Below are 19642 nucleotides of genomic sequence, written 5' to 3'. Positions count from 1 at the left end.
GCTTAAGCTTCTTCCTTGGTGAGGCCGGTGCTGAGGTCTTTCGTCAAGGACGCTACCGCATCCACGCCGCCGTCGCCGATGGCCACCACCAGCGCCGTGCCAACAATCACGCCGTCGGCATAGGCCGCGATCTCGCGGACCTGGTCCGCGTTGGACACGCCCAGCCCGACGCAGACGCGTTCAGCGCCCGCCGAATGCGCGGCGGCCACGACCTCCCTGGCAGCGGAGCTGACCGAGGTGCGGGCGCCGGTGACGCCCATGATCGAGACGGCGTAGACGAAGCCGCGGCTCGCCTCGACGGTGCGCTTCATCCGTTCCGGCGAGGACGAGGGGGCCACGAGGAACACCCGGTCCAGGCCGTACTTGTCCGACGCAGCCATCCATTCGGCGGCTTCGTCGGGAATGAGGTCCGGGGTGATGAGCCCGGCTCCCCCGGCTTCGGCCAGCTGGCGGGAGAAGTCGTCCACGCCCATCCGGACCACGGGGTTCCAGTAGGTCATCACGAGGACGGCGGCGTCGGTCTTGCTGGTGATGCCGCGGACGACGTCGAACACCTGGCGGACGTGGAAGCCTTTGGCGAGGGCCTCGTTGGTGGCAGCCTGGATAACGTGGCCGTCCATCACCGGATCGGAATACGGGATGCCGATCTCGATCAGGTCGGCGCCATTCTCAGCCAGGGCGATGCCGGCCGCGATGGTCGCCTCGACGCTCGGGTAGCCGGCCGGCAGGTAACCGATCAGGGCCGCTCGGCCCTGCGCTTTGGCACGGTCAATGGCTGCTGCCGATTTGCTGGCGCCGGGGGTGCCCCTGCGGCCCGTCGATTGGACGCCGCTCACAGCTGCTCCCCCTCTTTCGCGATCTGGTGCTCGGGTGAGTCCGTATCCAGCAGGTCGAACCATTCCGCGGCGGTAGCCACGTCCTTGTCGCCGCGGCCGGACAGGTTTACCAGCACGATCCTGTCCGACACGTTGCCGGCGGCCGGGTCTGCGGCGGCCCCCTCGGCGGCGAGCCGCAGGCCCACCTTGATGGCGCCGGCGAGGGCGTGCGCGGACTCGATGGCCGGGATGATGCCCTCAGTGCGGCAGAGCAGCCGGAACGCTTCCATGGCCTCACTGTCCGTGATGGGCTCGTAGCTGACCCGGCCGATGTCCGCGAGGTAGGAGTGCTCCGGGCCGACCCCGGGGTAGTCCAGGCCCGCCGAGATGGAGTGTGATTCGACGGTCTGGCCGTCGTCGTCCTGCATGAGGTAGGAGCGGGCGCCGTGCAGCACGCCGGGTTTCCCCAGGGTGATAGTGGCCGCGTGGCGTCCGGTTTCAACGCCGTCGCCGCCGGCCTCGAAGCCGTAGATCTTCACCGACGGATCGTCCAGGAAGCCGTGGAAGATGCCGATCGCGTTGGAGCCGCCGCCGATGCAGGCGACAACGGCGTCCGGCAGGCGGCCGGTCTGGGCCAGGATCTGGGCGCGGGCCTCTTCACCGATGACCTCGTGGAAGTAGCGCACCATGGCAGGGAAGGGGTGGGCGCCGGCGGCGGTGCCCAGCAGGTAGTGGGTGCTGTCCACGTTGGCGACCCAGTCGCGGAGCGCCTCATTGATGGCGTCTTTGAGGGTCTGGGAACCGTTGGTCACCGGGATGACGGTGGCTCCGAGGAGCTCCATCCGGGCGACGTTGAGGGACTGCCGGCGGCAATCCTCGGCGCCCATGTACACCACGCATTCCAGGCCCATCAGCGCGGCGGCCGTGGCGCTGGCAACACCGTGCTGGCCGGCGCCGGTCTCGGCGATGACGCGGGTTTTGCCCATGCGCTTGGCGAGGAGCGCCTGGCCCAGCACGTTGTTGATCTTGTGCGAGCCGGTGTGGTTGAGGTCCTCGCGCTTGAGGAAGATCCGGACTCCCCCCGCGTGACGGGCGAAGCGCTTGGCCTCGGTCAGCAGCGAGGGACGGCCCGAGTAGTTCTTGTTCAGCTCGGCGATCTGCGCGATGAACTCCGGATCGGCCTTCGCCTTCTCGAAAGTGTCCTCGAGCTCGTCCAGGGCCGCGATGAGCGACTCGGGCATCCATCGGCCGCCATAGGAGCCGAAGTAGGGTCCGGGGGCGTGCCGCAGGGATTCTCCACCCTGAAGGAACGCGTCCACGGCGCTGTCATCTGAGCCGGCTGCTGGCGCATCGACCATCGGTCTCACCATCCTGTTCCACTGCTAGTTAGATCCGGGTACCGCACTGATGCACTGCCTGCGTCCGGCCGGGGGTGCCCCGCCCGTCGCGGGTCACGAACGTGCAGCGATTTCTTCGGCCCCGGCGGTCATGAATTCCGCGATCCGCTCCCGCGGGGCCGCGTCACTGACCAGGGCTTCGCCCACGAGGACAGCGTTGGCGCCGTTCGCGGCGTAGTGCCGGACGTCGTCGACGCCCCGCACGCCCGATTCGGCGATGACGAGCGCGCCGGCGGGGATGCCCCCGGCAAGTTCGGCGAAGACGGAACGGTCGACGTCGAGCGTCTTCAGGTTGCGCACGTTGACGCCGATGATCCGCGCCCCCGCGGCGACGGCGCGCTCGATTTCGCCCGCGGTGTGCGTCTCGACCAGCACGTTCATGCCAAGTTCGCGGCTGAGGGCGCTGAACTCGCGCAGCTGCGCGTCGGACAGGGACGCCACGATCAGCAGGATCAGGTCGGCGCCGTGCGCCCGGGCCTCCCAGATCTGGTACTCGTCGATCATGAAATCCTTGCGCAGCAGCGGGATGTCCACGGCTGCCCGGACGGCGTCGAAGTCGGCGAGCGAGCCGTTGAAGCGGCGCTGTTCGGTCAGGACGCTGATCGCTGCCGCGCCGCCGTCGGCGTACTGCACGGCGAGCAAGGCCGGATCGGCGATGCTGGCGAGATCGCCTTTGGAGGGGCTGCGCCGCTTGATTTCGGCGATCACTTTGAGCTGGTTGTGCGGTTCCGAGTCGCCGCCCAGGGCGGCCCAGGCATCGCGCGCGGCAGCGGCCGAGGCAGCGCGTTCCTTCAGTTCCGCGAGCGTGACGAGGCGCTGCCGGTCCTCCATATCCTCCCTGACACCGGCGTTGATGTCATCGAGAACGCTCACCCTTAGTGGCCGGAGTTCTTCAGCTTGCTGCCGCCCACGCCGAAGCCGACCTTGCGCATGCCGAAGCCGACCAGCAGGCCGATGACCATGACGACGCCGCCGGCGATGAAGATCGGGGTGTTGGCGATGACAAAAGCGATGGACATAATGAGGGCACCGAGGAGCATGATCAGCACGGTGGTCCAGGCGGCGGGGCTGTTGCCGTGGCCGGTGGGTTCGCTGTGGTCGACGCCGTCGTAGACGCCCGTTCCGGCCGCGGGCTTGGGTGCGGAAACAGTGGCTTTGCTCATTGAAATCTCCTCAGGATTAATACTGCTTACATTCTGCCATTTTTTGACGGTGTCGTTGGCCGCGTTGCTGGGCGCGCCACTGGGCGCGCCCGCGGCATCCGCTCAGGTGGGATCATCGCCGCGTGACAGCCGGTCCCAGCTGTCGATCTCGTCCGACGGCCCGGCCGGTGAAACCGCGGTGCCGGCGGCGGCGGTGTCATATTTTGTCCGGGCCCTCCAGTAGCGTCCCGCCGGGACGATCGCCAGCGCACTGAGCCCCAGCAGGGAACCGATCACGACGGCGAGTGCCGGGAACACGGTGACGCCCACCTGGGCGTTACTGCCGGTGATCCCGGTGGCGGCGGCGACGGACCCCTGGGCCGCAGCCTGCGGGTCCCCCAGCACAATCGCGGCCGCGCCGACAATTCCGGCGGCGGCCAGCAGGATGATCGCGGTGATGATCCAGCGCGCCATCCGTCCGGCAATCGAGGCTGCGAGCCCGCCGGCGAGAGCGACGAGGGCGAGGGCCGTGACCGTGGTGGCGGCTTTGCTGCCCTGGACCTGCAGTCCGTCCCGGCTGGTGACCGCCTGGCCCAGTTGGGCGGGGTCGAGAAGGACCGTCAGCCAGGTCTGGGTGGTGGTGCCGAAGACGGCCAGCGCCAGGGCGACGATGACCAGGACCAGGGTGGATTTCCTGGCCCAGCGCGGAACAGCGGGACTGCTGGTTGTGACTGTGGTGCCGCTCATGACAGCGTCCCGGCGTCGGAAATGGAATCAGCTGTGATGTTCCGCAATGACCGGGCGGTGTGGACGGCGCGCATCGGGGCCGCCGCCTTGTTAACGGTCTCCATCGCCTCGGTGGCGTTGACCGAGTCGGCCACGATCCCGCCGCCGGCCTGCACGTAGGCGCGACCTTCCCGCAGCAGGGCGGAGCGGATGGCGATGGCCATATCCATGTCCCCGGCGAAGTCGAGGTAGCCCACCACGCCGCCGTAGATCCCGCGGCGGTGGGGTTCCAGTTCATCAAGCAGGCGCAGCGCCCGCGGCTTGGGGGCGCCGGAGAGCGTTCCGGCGGGGAAAGTGGCCTTCAGGACGTCGTAGGCTTTGGCCGCCGGGGCGAGCGTGCCCACCACCGTGGAGACGAGGTGCATGATGTGGCTGAAGCGCTCCACCTCCATGAACTGGGTGACGTCGACGGTGCCGGCCACGCAGACCTTCGAGAGGTCGTTGCGCGAGAGATCCACCAGCATGAGGTGCTCGGCGCGTTCCTTCTCGTCCGCGAGCAGTTCCACGGCCAGGGCCTTGTCCGCCTCGACGGTCCTGCCGCGCGGCCGGGAGCCGGCGATGGGGTGGGTGATGACTTCCTCGCCCGTCACCGTGACCAGCGCCTCCGGGGAGGAACCGACGATCGAGTACTGCCGGCCGGCGGCGTCCTCGAGGCTGAAAATGTACATGTACGGGCTGGGGTTGGTGTTCCGCAGCACCCGGTAGACGTCCAGCGGGTCCGCGCCGCAGTCCATTTCGAAGCGGCGGGAGATGACCACCTGGAAGACCTCGCCGTCGACGATCGCCTCCTTGCTCCGGTCCAGGGCTGCCAGATAGTCCGCCTCGTCCCAGCGTTCCTGCACGCTGGAGGCGAAGTCCAGGGCAGCGGCGTCCAGCACGGAAACCGGCTGCTCCACGGGGGCGCTGACCTTGGCCAGCAGTGCCTTGACCCGGGCGACGGCGTCGTGCCAGGCGTCGTCGACTCGTTCGGGGCTGTTGTCGAAGTTGATGGCGTTGGCGATCAGCAGCACGGTGCCGTCCATGTTGTCGTGCACCGCCATGTCGGTGACCAGGTTCAGCGCCATCTCGGGCAGGACGAGATCATCTTCCGGCGGGCTGGTGAGTTTTTCCCAGTGGCGGACGGTCTCCCAGCCGAGGAAGCCGACGAGGCCGGAGGTGAAGGGCGGAAGGCCGTCGAAGCGGTCCGTGCGGAGGGCCTCGATGGTGTCACGGACGGCGTCGACCGGGCTGCCGCCCAGCGGAACGCCGACCGGCGGTTCGCCGAGCCAGTGCGCCTGGCCGTCCTTGGTGGTCAGTGTGGCCCGGGAGCGGGCGCCGATGAAGGAGTAGCGGGACCAGGAGCCGCCGACTGCCGCGGATTCCATCAGGAAGGTGCCGGGCTGGCCCTGGGCGAGCTTGCGGTACAGGCCGATGGGTGTTTCCGCGTCAGCCAGCACCTTCAGCCGGACGGGGATGACACGGCTGTGGCCTGCGAGTTCACGGAACTCCGCCAGGCCCGGGCTGATGATTCCAAGGTCCTGCATGGCTGTAATTTCCGCCTGTTCTTTTGGTGGTCCTGAACGTCTGGGTGGGGGGTTTCTTCCGGCGGCCCCGGCTGGTGCCTGGCGGCGCCGGCTCAGCTGGCCTGGCCGGTGACGACGTCGAGATCGCGTCCGTCGAAGCAGGTCCGGGTTCCGGTGTGGCACGCGGCACCGATCTGGTCGACGCGAACCAACAGCGCGTCGCCGTCGCAGTCCATCGCGAGGGACTTAACCCATTGCACGTGGCCGGAGGTGTCTCCCTTGCGCCAATATTCCTGGCGGGAGCGTGAGTAGAAGGTCACGCGGCCGCTGGTCATGGTGCGGTAGAGTGCCTCGTCGTCCATCCAGCCGAGCATCAGCACTTCATCGGTATCGAACTGCTGGACGATCGCGGCCACCAGGCCGGCACTGTCACGCTTGAGGGCTCCCGCGAGAGCGGCCGGGAGGGGGCTCACGGTCGCTGCAGAACCGGGGGCGGCTCCATGTCCGGGTGCATGGTCGGGTGCATGGACCGGTGCATTGACCGGCCCATTGGCAAGTCCAGGGGAAAGGGCGGGGGCGGGCTGCTCAGACATCGAGTTAAGTCTAGTGCCTCGGGCGGGCCCAGTCCCCCCGCGGCAGCACTCAAAGTCCCTCCGCCGTCGGCGCATCACCGGCCCGGCGTCGGCGCGCGCAACTCGGAGAAATGCCGACGGACGGCCAACACGACGGCGGTTCAGGTGCCCACGCGCCGCCGTCTCGTGCTAGTTTCACAAGTGATGCATTTCGTCGATCCGTCCCGAGAAGTTCTGGCCGAAACCCTGCTTGCGGCCGGCCCTGACTCCCCCACGCTCTGCAAGGGGTGGCGCACCAGGGACCTTGCTGCCCATCTGTACCTGCGCGAGCGAAAAGCCGCCGTCGGACTGGGACTGATGATCAAGCGCCTCGCCAAGGCCTCCGACCAGGCGACGGCCCAACTGGCAGCCAAGCTCACGACGCCGGAAGCGTACAACAAACTGGTCGGCTCCTTCCGCGCCGGCCCTGCCGCGTTTTCCCCGATGAGGATCAAAGCCCTGGACGAAAGCGCCAACCTGATCGAGTATTTTGTACACACCGAGGACGTCCGGCGCGCCGGCGACCGCTGGGCACCGCGGGCCCTCGATGCGGCATACTCGGACGCCCTGTGGGACGAACTGGTCAAGCGCGCCGCCATCCTGTACCGCGGCGTGGACCTCGGGATAGTGCTGGTGCGCCCCTCCGGGCCCCGGCACGTCGCCAAGCGTGCTCCCGTGTCCGTGGCCATTGTGGGCGAGCCGGGCGAACTGCTGATGCACGCCCACGGACGGACCCGCCACGCACTGGTGACCTTCGAAGGCCAGCCGGACGCCGTCGCCCTCCTGCAGNCCTGCAGTCCGCCGAGGTCGGGCTCTAGGACACCCGCCACCCATCCCGGCCCCCTCCCCTCCCCCTCCCCCGGAACACAGCAACGCGGGGTCACATAGCGCCCATAATTCCCTCCGGGATGGGCGCTATGTGACCCCGCGTTGCTTTCAAGCGGGTGGGTCAGCGGACTTCGAAGCCTGCTTCGCGGATCGCTGCCTTGACCTGGGCGATCATGTCGAGCGGGCCGAAGTGGAAAACCGAGGCGGCGAGCACCGCGTCCGCGCCTGCCGCCACAGCCGGCGGGAAGTGCTCCGGCCTGCCGGCACCGCCGGAGGCGATGAGCGGAACCTTGACGCCGGCCCGCGCCAGCCGGATCAGCTCCAGGTCGAAGCCATCCTTGGTGCCGTCGGCGTCGATTGAGTTGAGCAGGATTTCGCCCACCCCGCGGTCGGCCGCCTCGCGGGCCCAGGCAATCGCGTCGATCCCGGTCCCCTGGCGTCCGCCGTGGGTGGTGACCTCGAAGCCCGAGGCCGTGGGCTGCGAGCCCGGACGGGTGCGCCGCGCATCGAGCGACAGCACAAGGACCTGCGAGCCGAAGTGCCGGGTGATCTCGTCGATCACATAGGGGCGGGCAACGGCGGCCGTGTTGATGGCCGCCTTGTCCGCGCCGCAGCGCAGGAGTTTGTCCACCTCGGCCACACCGCGGACGCCGCCGCCCACGGTCAGCGGGATAAAGACTTCCTCGGCGGTGCGGCGGACGACGTCGAACGTGGTCTCCCGGTTGCCCGAGGACGCGGTGACATCGAGGAAGGTCAGCTCATCGGCGCCGCCGTTATCGTAACGGTGCGCCAGCTCCACCGGATCCCCGGCATCGCGGAGCCCTTCGAAATTGATGCCCTTGACCACGCGGCCGGCATCGACGTCCAGGCAAGGGATGACGCGGACGGCTACAGTCATGACTTCTCCTGGGCTTCGTTCACGGGAAATTCCTTCGGGGACTTCAAGCAGGGACTCTTCACGCAGGGACTCTTCACGCACGGACGCGGCGGGATCAGATGCGGCAGGCGTGGATGGTGCTGACCAGGATGGCGCGGGCGCCCAGGTCATAGAGCTCATCCATGATCCGGTTGGTCTGCTTCTTGGGCACCATCGAGCGGACGGCAACCCAGTCCGAATCGCGCAGCGGCGAAATCGTGGGCGATTCCAGGCCGGGGGTCAGCGCGGAAGCTGAGTCAACGAGCTCCTTGCGGATGTCGTAGTCCATCAGCACATACTGCCGGGCCACGAGAACGCCCTGGAGGCGGCGGATCAGGACCTCGGCGGCCGGGTTCCGCTCGCCCCGGCGGCCGATCAACACGGCTTCGGAACGCAGGATCGGCTGGCCGAAGATCTCCATGCCGGCAGCCTTGAGCGTGTTGCCGGTTTCGACGACGTCGGCGATCGCGTCCGCGACGCCAAGGCGCACGGAGGATTCGACGGCGCCGTCGAGGCGGACCACCTTGGCCTTGATGCCACGCTCGGCGAGGTAGCCGCGGAGCAGTCCGTCGTAGCTGGTGGCGAGGCGTTTGCCCTCGAGCTGTTCCACCGTGGCAAAGTCGCCGACCGGGCCGGCGAAGCGGAAGGTGGAGGCGGCGAAGCCCAGCTGGAGCAGTTCTTCGGCCTCAACCTCGGCGTCCAGGAGCAGGTCGCGTCCGGTGATGCCGACGTCGAGCGTGCCCTGGCCGACGTAGACGGCGATGTCGCGCGGACGGAGGAAGAAGAATTCAATGTCGTTGTCCGGGTCCACCATCACGAGCTCACGGGTGTCGCGGCGCTGACGGTAGCCGGCCTCTGCGAGCATGGCGGAAGCGGCTTCGGACAGGGATCCCTTATTCGGGACGGCAACTCTCAGCATGGGGAAGTCTTTCTTGGTCAGGACGGAGTCCGTTCAGGAACGGCCAGTTCAAGGACGGCCGGTTCAGGCACAGCAGGCCACGCAATACAACGAATCTTCGCGAACAAGTTCGGGCCGGATCCGGTGCGGACGTGGCTAGAGATGCTTGTAGACGTCTTCCAGGCTGAGTCCTTTGGCGAGCATCAGGACCTGCAGGTGATAGAGCAGCTGCGAGATTTCTTCGGCGGCGGCTTCATCTGATTCGTACTCGGCAGCCATCCAGACCTCGGCTGCTTCCTCCACGACTTTCTTGCCGATGCCGTGGACTCCGGAATCCAGTTCGGCGACGGTGCGCGAGCCCTCAGGACGGACGGCGGCCTTCTCACTCAGCTCTGCGAACAGCGACTCGAAATTCTTCACGCCCTCCAGCCTACTTGCTCGTGGCCGGGCGGCGGCTGCCGCGCCCTTCCATGACGGCGGGGATGTGAGCGATTGCACAGGACCCGGAACGCCGGCTGTGGTGTTTTCACGGCACAGCCGGGCCGCTGACCGCTAGCTGAACTGCCGGAGCGTCACCGCGGTGGCGAGGGCGGCGGTGACGGCCTCATGGCCCTTGTCTTCCTTGGACCCCGGCAGCCCGGCCCGGTCGATGCCCTGCTGCTCGGTGTCGCACGTCAGCACGCCGAACCCGACCGGGACGCCGGTGCGCACCGAAACCTCGGTCAGGCCCAGGGTCGCAGCCTCGCAGACGTATTCGAAGTGCGGGGTTCCGCCGCGGATCACGACGCCGAGCGCCACGACGGCGTCAAAGTGCGGTGCCAGCCGGGCCGCGGCGACGGGAAGCTCGAAGGTGCCCGGAACGCGCAGCACCGTCGGTTCGCTGATGCCGGCGTCCGTCGCGGCACGGAGGGCGCCGCCCAATAGCCCGTCCATGATCTGGGTGTGCCAGCTGGCGGCCACGATGGCCAGCTTCAGCCGGGAGGTTTCCTCCGGATTGAAGGTGCTGAGGTCAATCTGGGGGGCGCCGTGTCCGCTCATCTGGGAATCCTTGTTCGGTTAGGTCTGCGGCTGCTGATGTTCCTGCAGCGCCTGATCTGGTGGTCGGGTCAGTCTTGTTCGTGTTCGAAACCGCGCGGGCCCGCAACCGGCAGGGCCGGCTGCATGTCCAGGACCAACCGGTGGTCCATCCGGTCCTTCTTAGTCTGCAGGTAGCGGATGTTCTGCTGGCGGGACGGGACCTCGGTGGGCACCATCTCCACGATGCTGACCCCGGCCCGGGCCAGCCGGTCCTGTTTGTCCGGGTTATTGCTCAACAGCCGGATCTCGTGGAGGCCCATTTCGGCGAGGATCTGGGCGGCGGCGTTGTAGCAGCGCGCATCCACCGGCAGGCCCAACTGCTCGTTGGCCTCCACGGTGTCGAAGCCTGCTTCCTGCAGGGCGTAAGCCTTGATCTTGTTTGCCAGGCCGATTCCCCGGCCTTCCTGGCCGCGCAGGTACAGCAGGGTGCCACCGAACTCGTTGATCATCTCGAGTGCATAGGCCAGCTGTTCACCGCAGTCGCAGCGGTAGGAGCCGAACACGTCCCCGGTAAGGCACTCCGAATGCAGGCGGACCAGCGGCGCCGTGCCGTCGACCGGAGACAGCGGCGAACTGACCGCAAGGTGCTCGGCCCCGGTTTCCAGATCGGTCCAGGCCTGCGCCACGAAGTCGCCAAACGCCGTGGGCAGCTGGACGATGGGGCCGGCGCTGACCGGATGCGGCCGGCGGTCCCTCAGTTCTTCCCGGGCTTCAGACGTCGTCATCGTTTCTCCTCCATCACACGGGATCCGCTGCGAGGCCGGCCGGCCGTCCCGCCTCGAGGTAAGCCACCAGATCCGCAATCGAGATCAGGGGGCAACCATGCTCGAGGGCGAAGCTGCGAAGTCCGTCCAGCCGCATCATTTCTCCGTTGTCGTACACCAGCTCTGCGATCACGCCCACGGGCTCGAGCCCGGCCAGCCGGCAAAGTTCCACGGCCGCTTCGGTGTGGCCGGGACGTTCCCGCACTCCTCCCTTAACGGCGCGGAGCGGAAAAACATGCCCGGGACGCGTCAGGTCCGCCGGTCTGCTCCCCGGATCGGCCAGGATCCTGGCCGTCAGGGCCCGGTCCGTGGCCGAGATCCCGGTGCTGATGCCCACTGCGGCGTCGCAGGACACCGTGTAGGCGGTGCCCTTGGCGTCTTCATTGATTTCCACCATCGGCGGAAGCGCGAGGGCGTCGGCGCGGAGGGAGTCGAGCGGCATGCAGATCACGCCGGAGCTGTAGCGCACGGTCCAGCCCATCAGGGCAGGGGTGGCGTGCTGCGCTGCGAAGACGATGTCGCCTTCGTTTTCGCGGTCCTCGTTGTCGACCACCAGGACGGGGCGTCCGGCGGCGATGGCGCGGATGGCGTCTTCGATGAGATCGAGCCCGGCCGGCGGGATGATCGGCGCGGCGAGGCCTGCCGGCGCGGCGGCCCCAATGCGAATGGGCTGCCGGGCGGAAAGGTCGGCGTGGATGTCCTTGACGTTGTTCACGCTGTCGCCCCCTTCGCCCGTGCTGCTCCCCCGGCCGCTCCCGAAAATGAGAGCAGGCGCTCAGTGTACTTCGCCAGTACATCGACTTCGAGATTGACCCGGCTCCCGATCGATTTCGCGCCCAGTCCCGTGTCGGCGAGCGTGGTGGGGATCAGTCCAACCTCGAACCACGGCGCGGGCTCCGCTGCCGGGCTCACCGCTGTGACGGTGAGGGAAACGCCGTCGACGGCGATGGAGCCCTTCTCGGCAACATACCGTGCCAACCCGGCCGGAACGCCGAAGCGCAGCCGGTCCCAGTTGCCGAGCGCGGCGCGCTCCAGCAGTTGGCCGACGCCGTCGACGTGGCCCTGGACAACGTGCCCGTCGAGCCGGCCGCCGGCCGGAACGCAGCGCTCCAGGTTGACCGCATCGCCCGCGGCGAGTTCGCCGATGGTGCTGCGGATCAGAGTCTCACCCATAACGTCGACGCTGAAGTCCCTGCCGTCGATCTCCGTAGCCGTAAGGCAGACACCGTTGACGGCGATGGAGCCGCCCAGCGCCAGCCCTTCGGTAGTTCCGGGCCCGTGGACCCGCACGGTGGCGCTGATCTCGCCGTCGCGCTCAACGGACAGCACCTTCCCCTGCTCGGCGATTATTCCGGTGAACATCAGTGGCCTCCTGCGGCGGTGTCCGCGCCGGTGCGGTGCGGGGTTGAATCGGATAACGTGGTGGCGGCGCCGGCCGGCGGCGACGCTGTCGACTGCGCGGGCCGAAGGTGCAGCCGCAGATCGCGGCCGAGTTGCTGGACGGCCCCGCCGGAAGCGGGGTCCCATTCCCAGTGCTGGGCGTCGGCCAGGGTGGTGATGCCGAGGTCCTCAAGGGCCGGGGTCCCGGAGCCGAGGAGTGTCGGAGCAAGGTAGACAATGAGTTCGTCGACGAGGCCGACGGCGAGGAAAGCGCTCAGTATCCGGGAACCTCCTTCGACCATAAGGTGGCGCACGCCAGCCGCGAACAGGATGTCGAGTGCCTCAAACGGGTCGCGGGTCCGCAGGTGGAGCACCTTGCCGTCGTCGCCGTTGATCGCGGCGCCTGCCGGAATCCCGCGGTAGCCCATCACGGCGCGCAACGGCTGCTTGCCGGCCGGCCCGCCGTCGGCATTCCGGGCAGTGAGCCGCGGGTTGTCCACGAGCACCGTCTGGGTACCCACCAGAATGGCATCGATCCGGCCGCGCAGGGCGTGGTTGTCAGCGAGGGATTCTGGGCTGGAGATCCATTGGCTGGTGCCGTCGCTCGCTGCGATCCGGCTGTCTAGGGTCTGCGCGATATGCAGGGTGACAAAAGGGCGTTTGGCCGCGACGGCGTCGAACCAGCGCCGGTTCAGCTCCAGCGCCGCAACGGCACTGAGCCCGGAACGGACGCGGACACCCGCGGCCCGCAGCGTGGCGGCACCGCCGGCGGCCGGGTCGTGCGGATCGTCAACCGCGTAGACGACGTCGGCAATTCCGGCGTCGATGATCGCCTGGGCGCACGGACCCGTGCGTCCGCAGTGGTTGCAGGGCTCGAGGGTGACCATCATGGTGGTGCCGGTGAGGTCGTGGCCGGCGGCTTTCGCCTGGGCGATCGCATCGGCCTCAGCATGGGCGGTACCGGCGCCGCGGTGGTAGCCGGTGACCAGCCGGGTTCCGTCGGCGGCGATGACGACGGCGCCGACCAGCGGGTTTGCGCCCCGCGGCCCGGCCACAGCCGCTGCGAGGGCGGCGTCCATCGCGGTCGCCTCGGCCGCGCCGAAGCCGGTTCCGTCGTGGGAGCTGTCGTGGGCGCTCACTTGGCCACCAGCGGGTCCGGGAAAGCGGTTTCGACCGTGACCGGGTTGGCCGCCACCTTCGAGGCGCGCCACCAGACGAAGAACCCGGTGAGCGTGAAAAAACCGTAGAACAGGTACATGACGGCACTGGCGTAGTAGCCCGCACTGAACAGCAGCGGCACACCGACAATGTCCACCGCCACCCAGACGAGCCAGAATTCGGTCCATCCCCGGGCCATGCCGTAAGTCGCCAGCAGCGATCCCATGAACGTCCAGGCGTCTGCCCAGACCGGCGGATACGAACCCAGCGAGTCGAAAAGCGGCGTCAATGCGGCAGTCCCGGCCACGAGGCTCAGAGCCAGGATGATCCGGGTCTTGTTACTGGCCCAGCGCGGCGCGACGGCTACCCCGCCGCCGCCGGCGGACTGCCGGCCCTGCTGCCAACGGTGCCAGCCGTAGAGGGCGACGCCGATGAACATGGCCTGGCGTCCGGCCTGGCCCCACAGCGTCGCGGGCGTGGCGGAGCCGAAAACGTTGCCCAAAAACACCGTCAGTAGCAGTAGATTGCCGGCGATGCCGACGGGCCAGGCCCAGACCCGGCGGCGCATGCCGCCGAAGGCGCTGATGAGGCCAAAAATGTTGCCTAGCACTTCACGAAGAATCAGGACAGATCCGCCTACTGGAATCTGCGCTTCGAAGAGCCATCGCAAGAGGTCCATGCCTGTGTGTCGTTCCTTCCTCAAGAACCGCGATGGCTCCGGGGGTATACGACAGCGCAATGCCGCGGCGCCAATGGCTCGCCGCAGTAACAGCTGTACGTGCTTCTCTCATCCAGACTTTAACTGTCGGTACCGGAGTTCCACCGGTTCAACCGTCCGCCGGCTTCTTCCCGAAGGAAAACGCCGGCTCGCGGGTCGCGGACTATAACCGCCGGTTCGGACTTACACCGACCCCGGAGCACGTATGTGTGTTGTTATTCTGACACAACTGAAGGCCAGCCCGGGCTATTCCCGCCGGCAGGAGGGTTCGCAGTGCGTCACCTGCAATGCATGGCTACGCAGCGCAGGGGGCTACCGGCCCCGGCCGGGCCGGGCACCCGGGCCACCGCGCGAGAGGCGATTTGCGGCGTCGGGCCCCACTCACTACTCGTGCGGCGACTGGTGCCTGGCGCGCGGCGGGAGCAGTGCTGACTGGCGGCCCCGGTCAGGTCCACGACACGGCAACGAGCCTGCGCTGCGCTAAACGCCGGACGATGCCCGAATACCGGCGTCGAGCGGAAACCAGCGCGTCACCAGCAAAAACCCGCATCGTCACGTGCCTCGGCCCAATGCGCGGCGTGTGGTGACTGGCGACAGGTGACACGTGTCAGGTCCACGACACGGCAACGAGCCTGCGCGGCGCTAAACGCCCGACGATGCCCGAATACCTGCGTCGAACGGAAACCAGCGCGTCACCAGCAAAAACCCGCATCGTCAACGTGCCTCGGCCCAATGCGCGGCGGGAGCAGTGCTGCCCGGCGGCGGGACCCGACCTGCGGCTTCCGGGGTCAGCGGCTCCCGGCCGCCCGCAGCCGTTCGATGGCCTGGGCCGGATCCGCGGCACCGTAGACGGCGGACCCCGCCACAAAGACGTTCGCTCCCGCTTCCGCGGCACGCACGATCGTCTCCTCGGTGATACCGCCGTCGACCTGCAGCGCCACCCCGACGCCGGAACCGTCAATGGCCGCACGCGCCCGCCGGATCTTGGGAAGCGTCAGGTCCAGGAAGGACTGCCCGCCGAAGCCCGGCTCCACGGTCATGATCAGCAGGAGATCCAGTTCCTGGAGCATGTCCAGGTACGGCTCCACGGGGGTGCCCGGACGCAGCGCCAGCCCTGCCTTGGCGCCGCGTGCCCGCAGTTCCCGCGCCAGTTTAATCGGAGCGATCGAGGCTTCGGCGTGGAACGTCACGGAGGCCACCCCGGCATCGGCGAAGGCCGGAGCCCAGCGGTCCGCGTCGGCGATCATCAGGTGGGCGTCCAGCGGCACCGGGCTAACGGCCTGGATGCGCTGCACCACGGGCAGCCCGATCGTCAGGTTGGGCACGAAGTGGTTGTCCATGACGTCCACGTGCACCGCATCGGCATTGCTGATGCGGCGAAGTTCGGCCTCAAGATTGGCGAAGTCAGCGGAAAGGATGCTCGGGTTGATGCAGCACTCGGCCATGGATTTCCTTCTCGTTCGTAGGTAGCTGTCAGTGCCCCAGTCTCGCTGAAATCAGGCCTTCTTGTGAATGAGCGCCAGGAACATGGCGTCCGTCCGGTGCACATGCGGCCAGAGCTGGGCGGTGAGTTCGTGTCCGGCTTCGAGGTGGCCGGTGAGGCTGACGGCGTCCAGTGCCGCGCCGGCGTCGAGCAGTTCCAGGTCGTCGCGTTTGCGCAGTACATCACTCACGACGGCGGTCGTCTCCGCCGGGTGAGGCGAGCACGTCACATACGCCACGACGCCGCCCGGCTTGACGGCGTCCAGCGCAGACTTCAGCAGCTCGCGCTGCAGCGGGCCGAGGTCCGTGAGGTCCTTGGGCGTGCGCCGCCAGCGTGATTCGGGGCGCCGGCGCAGCGCACCGAGGCCGGTGCAGGGCGCGTCGACCAGGACGCGGTCAAAGCTTTCCGCCATTTCGGCGCCAACCTCGCGGCCGTCGCCGGTCCGTACGTGCCAGACCTCATGCGGCACCGCGGCCAGGGCCTGCCGGACCAGCTTCGCACGGTGCGGTGCGGGTTCGTTGGCGAGCAGCGTAGCGCCCTGCTGGCGGGCTAAGGCAGCGAGGAGCGCGGCCTTGCCACCGGGGCCGGCGCACAGATCGAGCCAGCGTTCTCCCGACTCTTCAGTGCCCGTCCCGGCGAAGCCGGAGCCGCCGGTCCCAAGATCGACGGCGGCCATGGCGCGGGCGACCAGCTGCGAGCCGACGTCCTGCACCCGAGTGGTGCCTTCGCGCACCGAGGCGAGCCGGCCCAGGTCCCCGCCGCTGGAGAGCGCAGAGCCTTCCACGAGTTCCCCGGGCGTGGCACCGCCGTCGAGGGCCTCGTCGAGGCTGCCCAAACCGGGCAGCGCCACGAGGTTGACCACCGGTGCGGCATTGTCAGCCTCGAGGAGGTCACTGATGTCGCTGACCGGACGGCCGTGGGCTACGAGCGACTGCCTGAGCGCCCGGACAATCCATTCCGGGTGGGCGTAGCGGATGGCGGCTTTTTTGGTTTCGTCCGACTCATCGCTGAGCAAGAGCTCCAGCCACTCTTCGAGGGTGTGCGCCGAGACTTTGCGGAGCACGGCGTTGATGAGCGCCGAGGGCCCGGCGCCGATGACGGCGCGGGCGAGGCCCACGGTCTGGTCCAGGGCGGCGTGGGCCGGGACTCGCATGGCCACCAGCTGGTGGACGCCGATCCGGAGGGCGTCGAGAATGGCCGGATCCAGCTCTACCAGCGGCCGGTCCACGCAACGGGCCAGGATCGCGTCGTAGGTGCCCTGGCTTCGCAGGGCACCGTAGCTGAGTTCGGTGGCGAAGCCGGCATCCCTTTTGTCCAGGCCGTGGTGCCGGATCCGGGCGGGCAGCACGAGGTTGGCGTAGGCGTCCTCGGAGGACACGGCACGCAGCACCTCGAAGGCCACGAGCCGGGCAGGATCCGCCCGGCGGGTGCGCTGTGAGGGTGCGTTGTCGGTGAAACCGCGCTGCGGACCGCGGTTGCGCTCCCTGCCCTGTGCGTTCCGCTGGCTGCCGGATCCTGCGCCCCCGCGCTGGGGGCCCCTGCCGCTGCCGCTAGTCCCGGACTCGCTCATTCGAATACCACGCTTTCAAGTGTTGCCTGTCCGCGCGCCCAATCAGCGGCGGTCATCATTTTTTTGCCCGAGGGCTGGATACGGGTGAGTTCCACCGGGTGCGAACCGGTTCCCACCAGGACGCTCTTGCCGTCCAGGGCCAGCCGGCCGGGCTGCAGGGCCCCGGCCTCGGGCCGGAGCAGCACCGGCTCCAGTTTGATCCGCTGACTGTCCGCGGTGGTCCACGCACCGGGCTCGGGAGTAACTCCGCGCGCCCGCCGCCCGATCGCGAGGGCCGGCTGGCGCCAATCGAGCCGGCCGTCCTCGAGGGTGAGTTTGGGGGCGAGGCTGACGTCGCCCTGCTGCGGCACCGCGGCGGCCTGGCCGGCGTCGACGGCAGAAAGCGTCTGGGTGAGCAGGACGGCGCCGCTGGAGGCCAGCCGCTCGAGCAGTGAGCCAGCGGAGTCGCCAGGGCGGACCGCTTCGGTCAGGGTGCCGAACACGGGGCCGGTGTCCAGCCCTTCCTCAAGCAGGAAGGTGACGGCGCCGGTGACGTCGTCGCCGGCGATGAGCGCCCGCTGTACGGGAGCCGCTCCGCGCCAGGCCGGCAGCAGCGAGAAGTGCAGATTGATCCAGCCATGGGGTGGAATGTCGAGGGCAGCCCTGGGGATGAGCCCGCCATAGGCCACGATCGCGGCGACGTCGGGGGCGACGCCGGCAATCTGCGCAGTCACCGCGGCGTCGACCTTTGAGGCGTGGATGATCCTAATGCCCAGTTCCGCGGCCCTGGCGGCAACGGGCGACGGCGTCAGGACACGTTTACGGCCGAGCAGCGCGTCGGGCCGGGTCAGGACGGCGACGACGTTGAACCCGGCGTCGATGAGAGCGTCCAGGGACGGCACGGCGACGGCCGGCGTCCCCGCGAAGAGAACCCTCACTGGCTGTTTCCGAAAGGACCTGCGCCGACGCCGGGGCCACCGAAACTGGAGCCGACGGTCTTGGCGCGCTTCGCCGTCGTCTGCTCTGTGACGGCGCCGTAGCTGGCGTTCCGGATGGCGCGCAGGGCGCTCTTCCGGTCCTCGCCTTCGAGCCGGTCGGTGAAGAGAATGCCGTCGAGGTGGTCGGTCTCGTGCTGGAAGCAGCGGGCCAGCATGCCCTCCCCCTCGATGCTGATGGGGTTGCCGTGCACGTCGACGCCCGTGACCCGGGTGTGCCGGTGCCGTCGGACCGGGAAACCAAGGCCTGGAATGGAGAGGCAGCCCTCCACCTCGTCCGGCTGGAGATCCTCGCTGTTTTCGAGAACCGGGTTGATGATGTGTCCCTGGACGCCGCCGATGCGGTAGGTGAAAACGCGCTGGCTGACGCCGACCTGAGGTGCGGCCAGGCCTGCGCCCTCGACGTCCTCCATGGTCTCGGTCATGTCGGCTACGAGCTTCGCCAGCTCAGGCCCGAACTCCGTCACGGGATCTGCAACTGTGCGCAGCACAGGATCCCCGATGATGCGGATATTCAAAATGGCCATGTGCAATCTGTCCTTACGGTGGGCGGCGACGGGATCCAACCAGTTTAGTTGCACCAGCCCATTTCGGATTCAGCGCGGCGGCTCGGCTTCCGTGTGCTGGGCACTGACGTAGGCGGCAGCACGCTCCACCGCGACTACTCGGGGGCCTGAACGAGCCGGCATTACTGTCGCGGGGCCGCCCGAGTCGGTGTTGTTCTCGCCTGGAGTGCGCGCGCAGTTTGGCCGGCCGCGGGTGCTGGGCGGCGGGTCCTGATTTTGTTCGACCGGGTCGGCGGGTCCTGAATCTGTTTTGCCGGGTCGGCGGGTCCTGAATCTGTTTTGCCTGGGCGGCGGGTCCTGATTTTGTTCGACCGGGTCGGGTGATCTGGCGCCGGAGATGCCCGTCGAGCACGGAGTCGGTTTCGTGTCGGACCCCCTTAGTAATGTGAAGTTATGGAAACCGTCGGGGAATTCATTCCTTTCCAGGACACGGATCCGGGCCCAGCCCGGGCCGGGGTCCGGGGCGGGCTCCGTGGCGCATCCCTGGACCAACGGCCCGGCGTGGACAGCGCCCTTGCGGTGCTCCGGGATGTCGCTTCGACGGCGGTGGCCGACGCGGGGGGCTGGGGATTCCGGACTGCGGCGGACTTCGCCGGGCAGGTGGAAGAGCTCTCCCGGACCGTGGAGTATCTCCAACTCGTGGCAGCCGCCGCCGTGGACCGGACCCGTAAGCAGCCCGCCACCGCGGTGAAGAGCACCACATCGTGGACCACCGGCTGGCGCGACACCCCCGCCGCCGCCGACCGTGCCGGCGACTTCGCCGGCGACATTGCCGGCCCCGGCGGGCAGGACGACGGCTACCGGAACACCACCGAGTTCCTCCGGGCGCGGCTGCGGATCAGCGCATCCGAGGCACGCCGCCGGCTCTGCCTCGCGGAGAGCCTCCTGCCCCGGCAGGGACTAACCGGCCAGCAACTGCCTCCCGCGCGCCAGGAACTCGGCTCCGCCGTCGCCGCCGGAGAAATCGCATCCCGGGCCGGGACCATCATCGCCGTGGCCCTGGACCGTGTCCGGCACACCTGCAACGCCGCGGCCGCGGCCCGGATGGAGCACGCCC

21 protein-coding genes, 2 pseudogenes and 1 riboswitch are annotated in these 19642 nt (G+C 68.4%); of the genes and pseudogenes, 3 read left to right on the top strand and 20 right to left on the bottom strand.

Translation table 11 applies throughout. The annotated features are described in order from the left end of the window. Positions 1-2 precede the first annotated feature (2 nt). The 7 genes from trpA to hisI form a co-directional block, all read right to left on the bottom strand. Positions 3-836 (bottom strand): tryptophan synthase subunit alpha, encoded by an 834-nt coding sequence (gene trpA / locus AC50X6_RS18100; protein WP_494967532.1) that lies wholly within the window; start codon positions 834-836, stop codon positions 3-5. Beyond that, complete coding sequence (trpB, locus tag AC50X6_RS18095) at positions 833-2173, bottom strand: tryptophan synthase subunit beta (protein ID WP_494967531.1); 1341 nt, start codon at positions 2171-2173, stop codon at positions 833-835. The genes trpA and trpB overlap by 4 nt, the downstream gene beginning before the upstream one ends. A gap of 93 nt (positions 2174-2266) precedes the next feature. After that, the gene (trpC, locus tag AC50X6_RS18090; RefSeq protein WP_494967530.1) at positions 2267-3085 is read right to left on the bottom strand and encodes an indole-3-glycerol phosphate synthase TrpC; all 819 of its coding nucleotides are present in this window, start codon (positions 3083-3085) and stop codon (positions 2267-2269) included. Between the two features lie 2 nt (positions 3086-3087). Beyond that, positions 3088-3375, bottom strand: a complete 288-nt coding sequence (locus AC50X6_RS18085; protein ID WP_326967925.1) for an HGxxPAAW family protein — start codon at positions 3373-3375, stop codon at positions 3088-3090. 102 nt (positions 3376-3477) lie between these two features. After that, positions 3478-4101: a Trp biosynthesis-associated membrane protein gene (locus AC50X6_RS18080; protein WP_494967529.1), complete on the bottom strand. Its 624-nt coding sequence runs from the start codon at positions 4099-4101 to the stop codon at positions 3478-3480. After that, positions 4098-5663: an anthranilate synthase component I gene (locus tag AC50X6_RS18075; protein WP_494967528.1), complete on the bottom strand. Its 1566-nt coding sequence runs from the start codon at positions 5661-5663 to the stop codon at positions 4098-4100. Before AC50X6_RS18075 ends, AC50X6_RS18080 begins: the two co-directional genes overlap by 4 nt. Before the next feature lie 92 nt (positions 5664-5755). Beyond that, on the bottom strand, positions 5756-6235 hold the full coding sequence (hisI, locus tag AC50X6_RS18070; RefSeq protein WP_494967527.1) for a phosphoribosyl-AMP cyclohydrolase: 480 nt from the start codon (positions 6233-6235) through the stop codon (positions 5756-5758). A gap of 183 nt (positions 6236-6418) precedes the next feature. On the opposite strand from hisI, the pseudogene AC50X6_RS18065 reads away from it, so the two are divergent. Further along, positions 6419-7042 (top strand): annotated as a pseudogene (locus AC50X6_RS18065) (TIGR03085 family metal-binding protein); the annotation flags it as partial. 160 nt (positions 7043-7202) lie between these two features. On the opposite strand, the gene hisF reads toward AC50X6_RS18065, so the two are convergent. The 13 genes from hisF to def form a co-directional block, all read right to left on the bottom strand. Then, positions 7203-7979, bottom strand: coding sequence for an imidazole glycerol phosphate synthase subunit HisF (gene hisF, locus AC50X6_RS18060; RefSeq protein WP_494967526.1), 777 nt, complete (start codon positions 7977-7979; stop codon positions 7203-7205). 94 nt (positions 7980-8073) lie between these two features. Further along, positions 8074-8916 carry an ATP phosphoribosyltransferase gene (hisG, locus tag AC50X6_RS18055; RefSeq protein ID WP_326967930.1) on the bottom strand — a complete coding sequence of 281 codons (843 nt, stop codon included), beginning with the start codon at positions 8914-8916 and terminating at the stop codon, positions 8074-8076. Positions 8917-9051: 135 nt separating this feature from the next. Then, the gene (locus tag AC50X6_RS18050) at positions 9052-9315 is read right to left on the bottom strand and encodes a phosphoribosyl-ATP diphosphatase (RefSeq protein WP_024367461.1); all 264 of its coding nucleotides are present in this window, start codon (positions 9313-9315) and stop codon (positions 9052-9054) included. A gap of 132 nt (positions 9316-9447) precedes the next feature. Then, positions 9448-9933, bottom strand: coding sequence for a 6,7-dimethyl-8-ribityllumazine synthase (gene ribH / locus AC50X6_RS18045; protein WP_494967525.1), 486 nt, complete (start codon positions 9931-9933; stop codon positions 9448-9450). A 68-nt stretch (positions 9934-10001) separates the two neighbouring features. Continuing rightward, on the bottom strand, positions 10002-10697 hold the full coding sequence (gene ribA, locus AC50X6_RS18040) for a GTP cyclohydrolase II (protein WP_494967524.1): 696 nt from the start codon (positions 10695-10697) through the stop codon (positions 10002-10004). 13 nt (positions 10698-10710) lie between these two features. Next, the gene (gene ribB / locus AC50X6_RS18035) at positions 10711-11403 is read right to left on the bottom strand and encodes a 3,4-dihydroxy-2-butanone-4-phosphate synthase (RefSeq protein WP_494967540.1); all 693 of its coding nucleotides are present in this window, start codon (positions 11401-11403) and stop codon (positions 10711-10713) included. 44 nt (positions 11404-11447) lie between these two features. After that, on the bottom strand, positions 11448-12098 hold the full coding sequence (locus tag AC50X6_RS18030; RefSeq protein ID WP_494967523.1) for a riboflavin synthase: 651 nt from the start codon (positions 12096-12098) through the stop codon (positions 11448-11450). Further along, positions 12098-13195 (bottom strand): bifunctional diaminohydroxyphosphoribosylaminopyrimidine deaminase/5-amino-6-(5-phosphoribosylamino)uracil reductase RibD, encoded by a 1098-nt coding sequence (gene ribD / locus AC50X6_RS18025; protein ID WP_494967539.1) that lies wholly within the window; start codon positions 13193-13195, stop codon positions 12098-12100. The genes AC50X6_RS18030 and ribD overlap by 1 nt, the downstream gene beginning before the upstream one ends. Before the next feature lie 56 nt (positions 13196-13251). Beyond that, entirely contained in the window at positions 13252-13953 is a 702-nt protein-coding gene (gene pnuC / locus AC50X6_RS18020) for a nicotinamide riboside transporter PnuC (RefSeq protein ID WP_494967522.1), read from the bottom strand. Between the two features lie 95 nt (positions 13954-14048). Further along, a riboswitch (FMN riboswitch) is annotated at positions 14049-14199 on the bottom strand. 581 nt (positions 14200-14780) lie between these two features. Next, complete coding sequence (rpe, locus tag AC50X6_RS18015; RefSeq protein WP_494967521.1) at positions 14781-15437, bottom strand: ribulose-phosphate 3-epimerase; 657 nt, start codon at positions 15435-15437, stop codon at positions 14781-14783. Between the two features lie 51 nt (positions 15438-15488). Then, complete coding sequence (locus AC50X6_RS18010; RefSeq protein ID WP_494967520.1) at positions 15489-17045, bottom strand: RsmB/NOP family class I SAM-dependent RNA methyltransferase; 1557 nt, start codon at positions 17043-17045, stop codon at positions 15489-15491. Beyond that, entirely contained in the window at positions 17042-17962 is a 921-nt protein-coding gene (gene fmt / locus AC50X6_RS18005) for a methionyl-tRNA formyltransferase (protein WP_494967519.1), read from the bottom strand. Before fmt ends, AC50X6_RS18010 begins: the two co-directional genes overlap by 4 nt. After that, positions 17959-18546 (bottom strand): peptide deformylase, encoded by a 588-nt coding sequence (def, locus tag AC50X6_RS18000; RefSeq protein ID WP_494967518.1) that lies wholly within the window; start codon positions 18544-18546, stop codon positions 17959-17961. Before def ends, fmt begins: the two co-directional genes overlap by 4 nt. 154 nt (positions 18547-18700) lie before the next feature. Between def and AC50X6_RS17995 the strand changes: the two are divergent. Next, a pseudogene (locus AC50X6_RS17995) lies at positions 18701-18799 on the top strand (DUF2071 domain-containing protein); the annotation flags it as partial. A 179-nt stretch (positions 18800-18978) separates the two neighbouring features. Beyond that, positions 18979-19642: DUF222 domain-containing protein (locus AC50X6_RS17990; RefSeq protein WP_494967517.1), on the top strand; the 664-nt coding region annotated here is incomplete at its 3' end.

The organism is Pseudarthrobacter sp. HLT1-7, assembly GCF_059383435.1.
Note: the sequence above shows the minus strand (reverse complement) of the source record. Positions and strands in the feature narration are given on the sequence as shown.

Bases quoted from the DNA above. Each gene is read 5' to 3' on its own strand.
- trpB (WP_494967531.1), bottom strand. From the start codon at position 2,173: ATGGTCGATGCGCCAGCAGCCGGCTCAGATGACAGCGCCGTGGACGCG.
- AC50X6_RS18085 (WP_326967925.1), bottom strand. From the start codon at position 3,375: ATGAGCAAAGCCACTGTTTCCGCACCCAAGCCCGCGGCCGGAACGGGC.
- AC50X6_RS18080 (WP_494967529.1), bottom strand. From the start codon at position 4,101: ATGAGCGGCACCACAGTCACAACCAGCAGTCCCGCTGTTCCGCGCTGG.
- AC50X6_RS18075 (WP_494967528.1), bottom strand. From the start codon at position 5,663: ATGCAGGACCTTGGAATCATCAGCCCGGGCCTGGCGGAGTTCCGTGAA.
- hisI (WP_494967527.1), bottom strand. From the start codon at position 6,235: ATGTCTGAGCAGCCCGCCCCCGCCCTTTCCCCTGGACTTGCCAATGGG.
- hisF (WP_494967526.1), bottom strand. From the start codon at position 7,979: ATGACTGTAGCCGTCCGCGTCATCCCTTGCCTGGACGTCGATGCCGGC.
- hisG (WP_326967930.1), bottom strand. From the start codon at position 8,916: ATGCTGAGAGTTGCCGTCCCGAATAAGGGATCCCTGTCCGAAGCCGCT.
- ribH (WP_494967525.1), bottom strand. From the start codon at position 9,933: ATGAGCGGACACGGCGCCCCCCAGATTGACCTCAGCACCTTCAATCCG.
- ribA (WP_494967524.1), bottom strand. From the start codon at position 10,697: ATGACGACGTCTGAAGCCCGGGAAGAACTGAGGGACCGCCGGCCGCAT.
- AC50X6_RS18030 (WP_494967523.1), bottom strand. From the start codon at position 12,098: ATGTTCACCGGAATAATCGCCGAGCAGGGGAAGGTGCTGTCCGTTGAG.
- ribD (WP_494967539.1), bottom strand. From the start codon at position 13,195: ATGGACGCCGCCCTCGCAGCGGCTGTGGCCGGGCCGCGGGGCGCAAAC.
- pnuC (WP_494967522.1), bottom strand. From the start codon at position 13,953: ATGGACCTCTTGCGATGGCTCTTCGAAGCGCAGATTCCAGTAGGCGGA.
- rpe (WP_494967521.1), bottom strand. From the start codon at position 15,437: ATGGCCGAGTGCTGCATCAACCCGAGCATCCTTTCCGCTGACTTCGCC.
- AC50X6_RS18010 (WP_494967520.1), bottom strand. From the start codon at position 17,045: ATGAGCGAGTCCGGGACTAGCGGCAGCGGCAGGGGCCCCCAGCGCGGG.
- def (WP_494967518.1), bottom strand. From the start codon at position 18,546: ATGGCCATTTTGAATATCCGCATCATCGGGGATCCTGTGCTGCGCACA.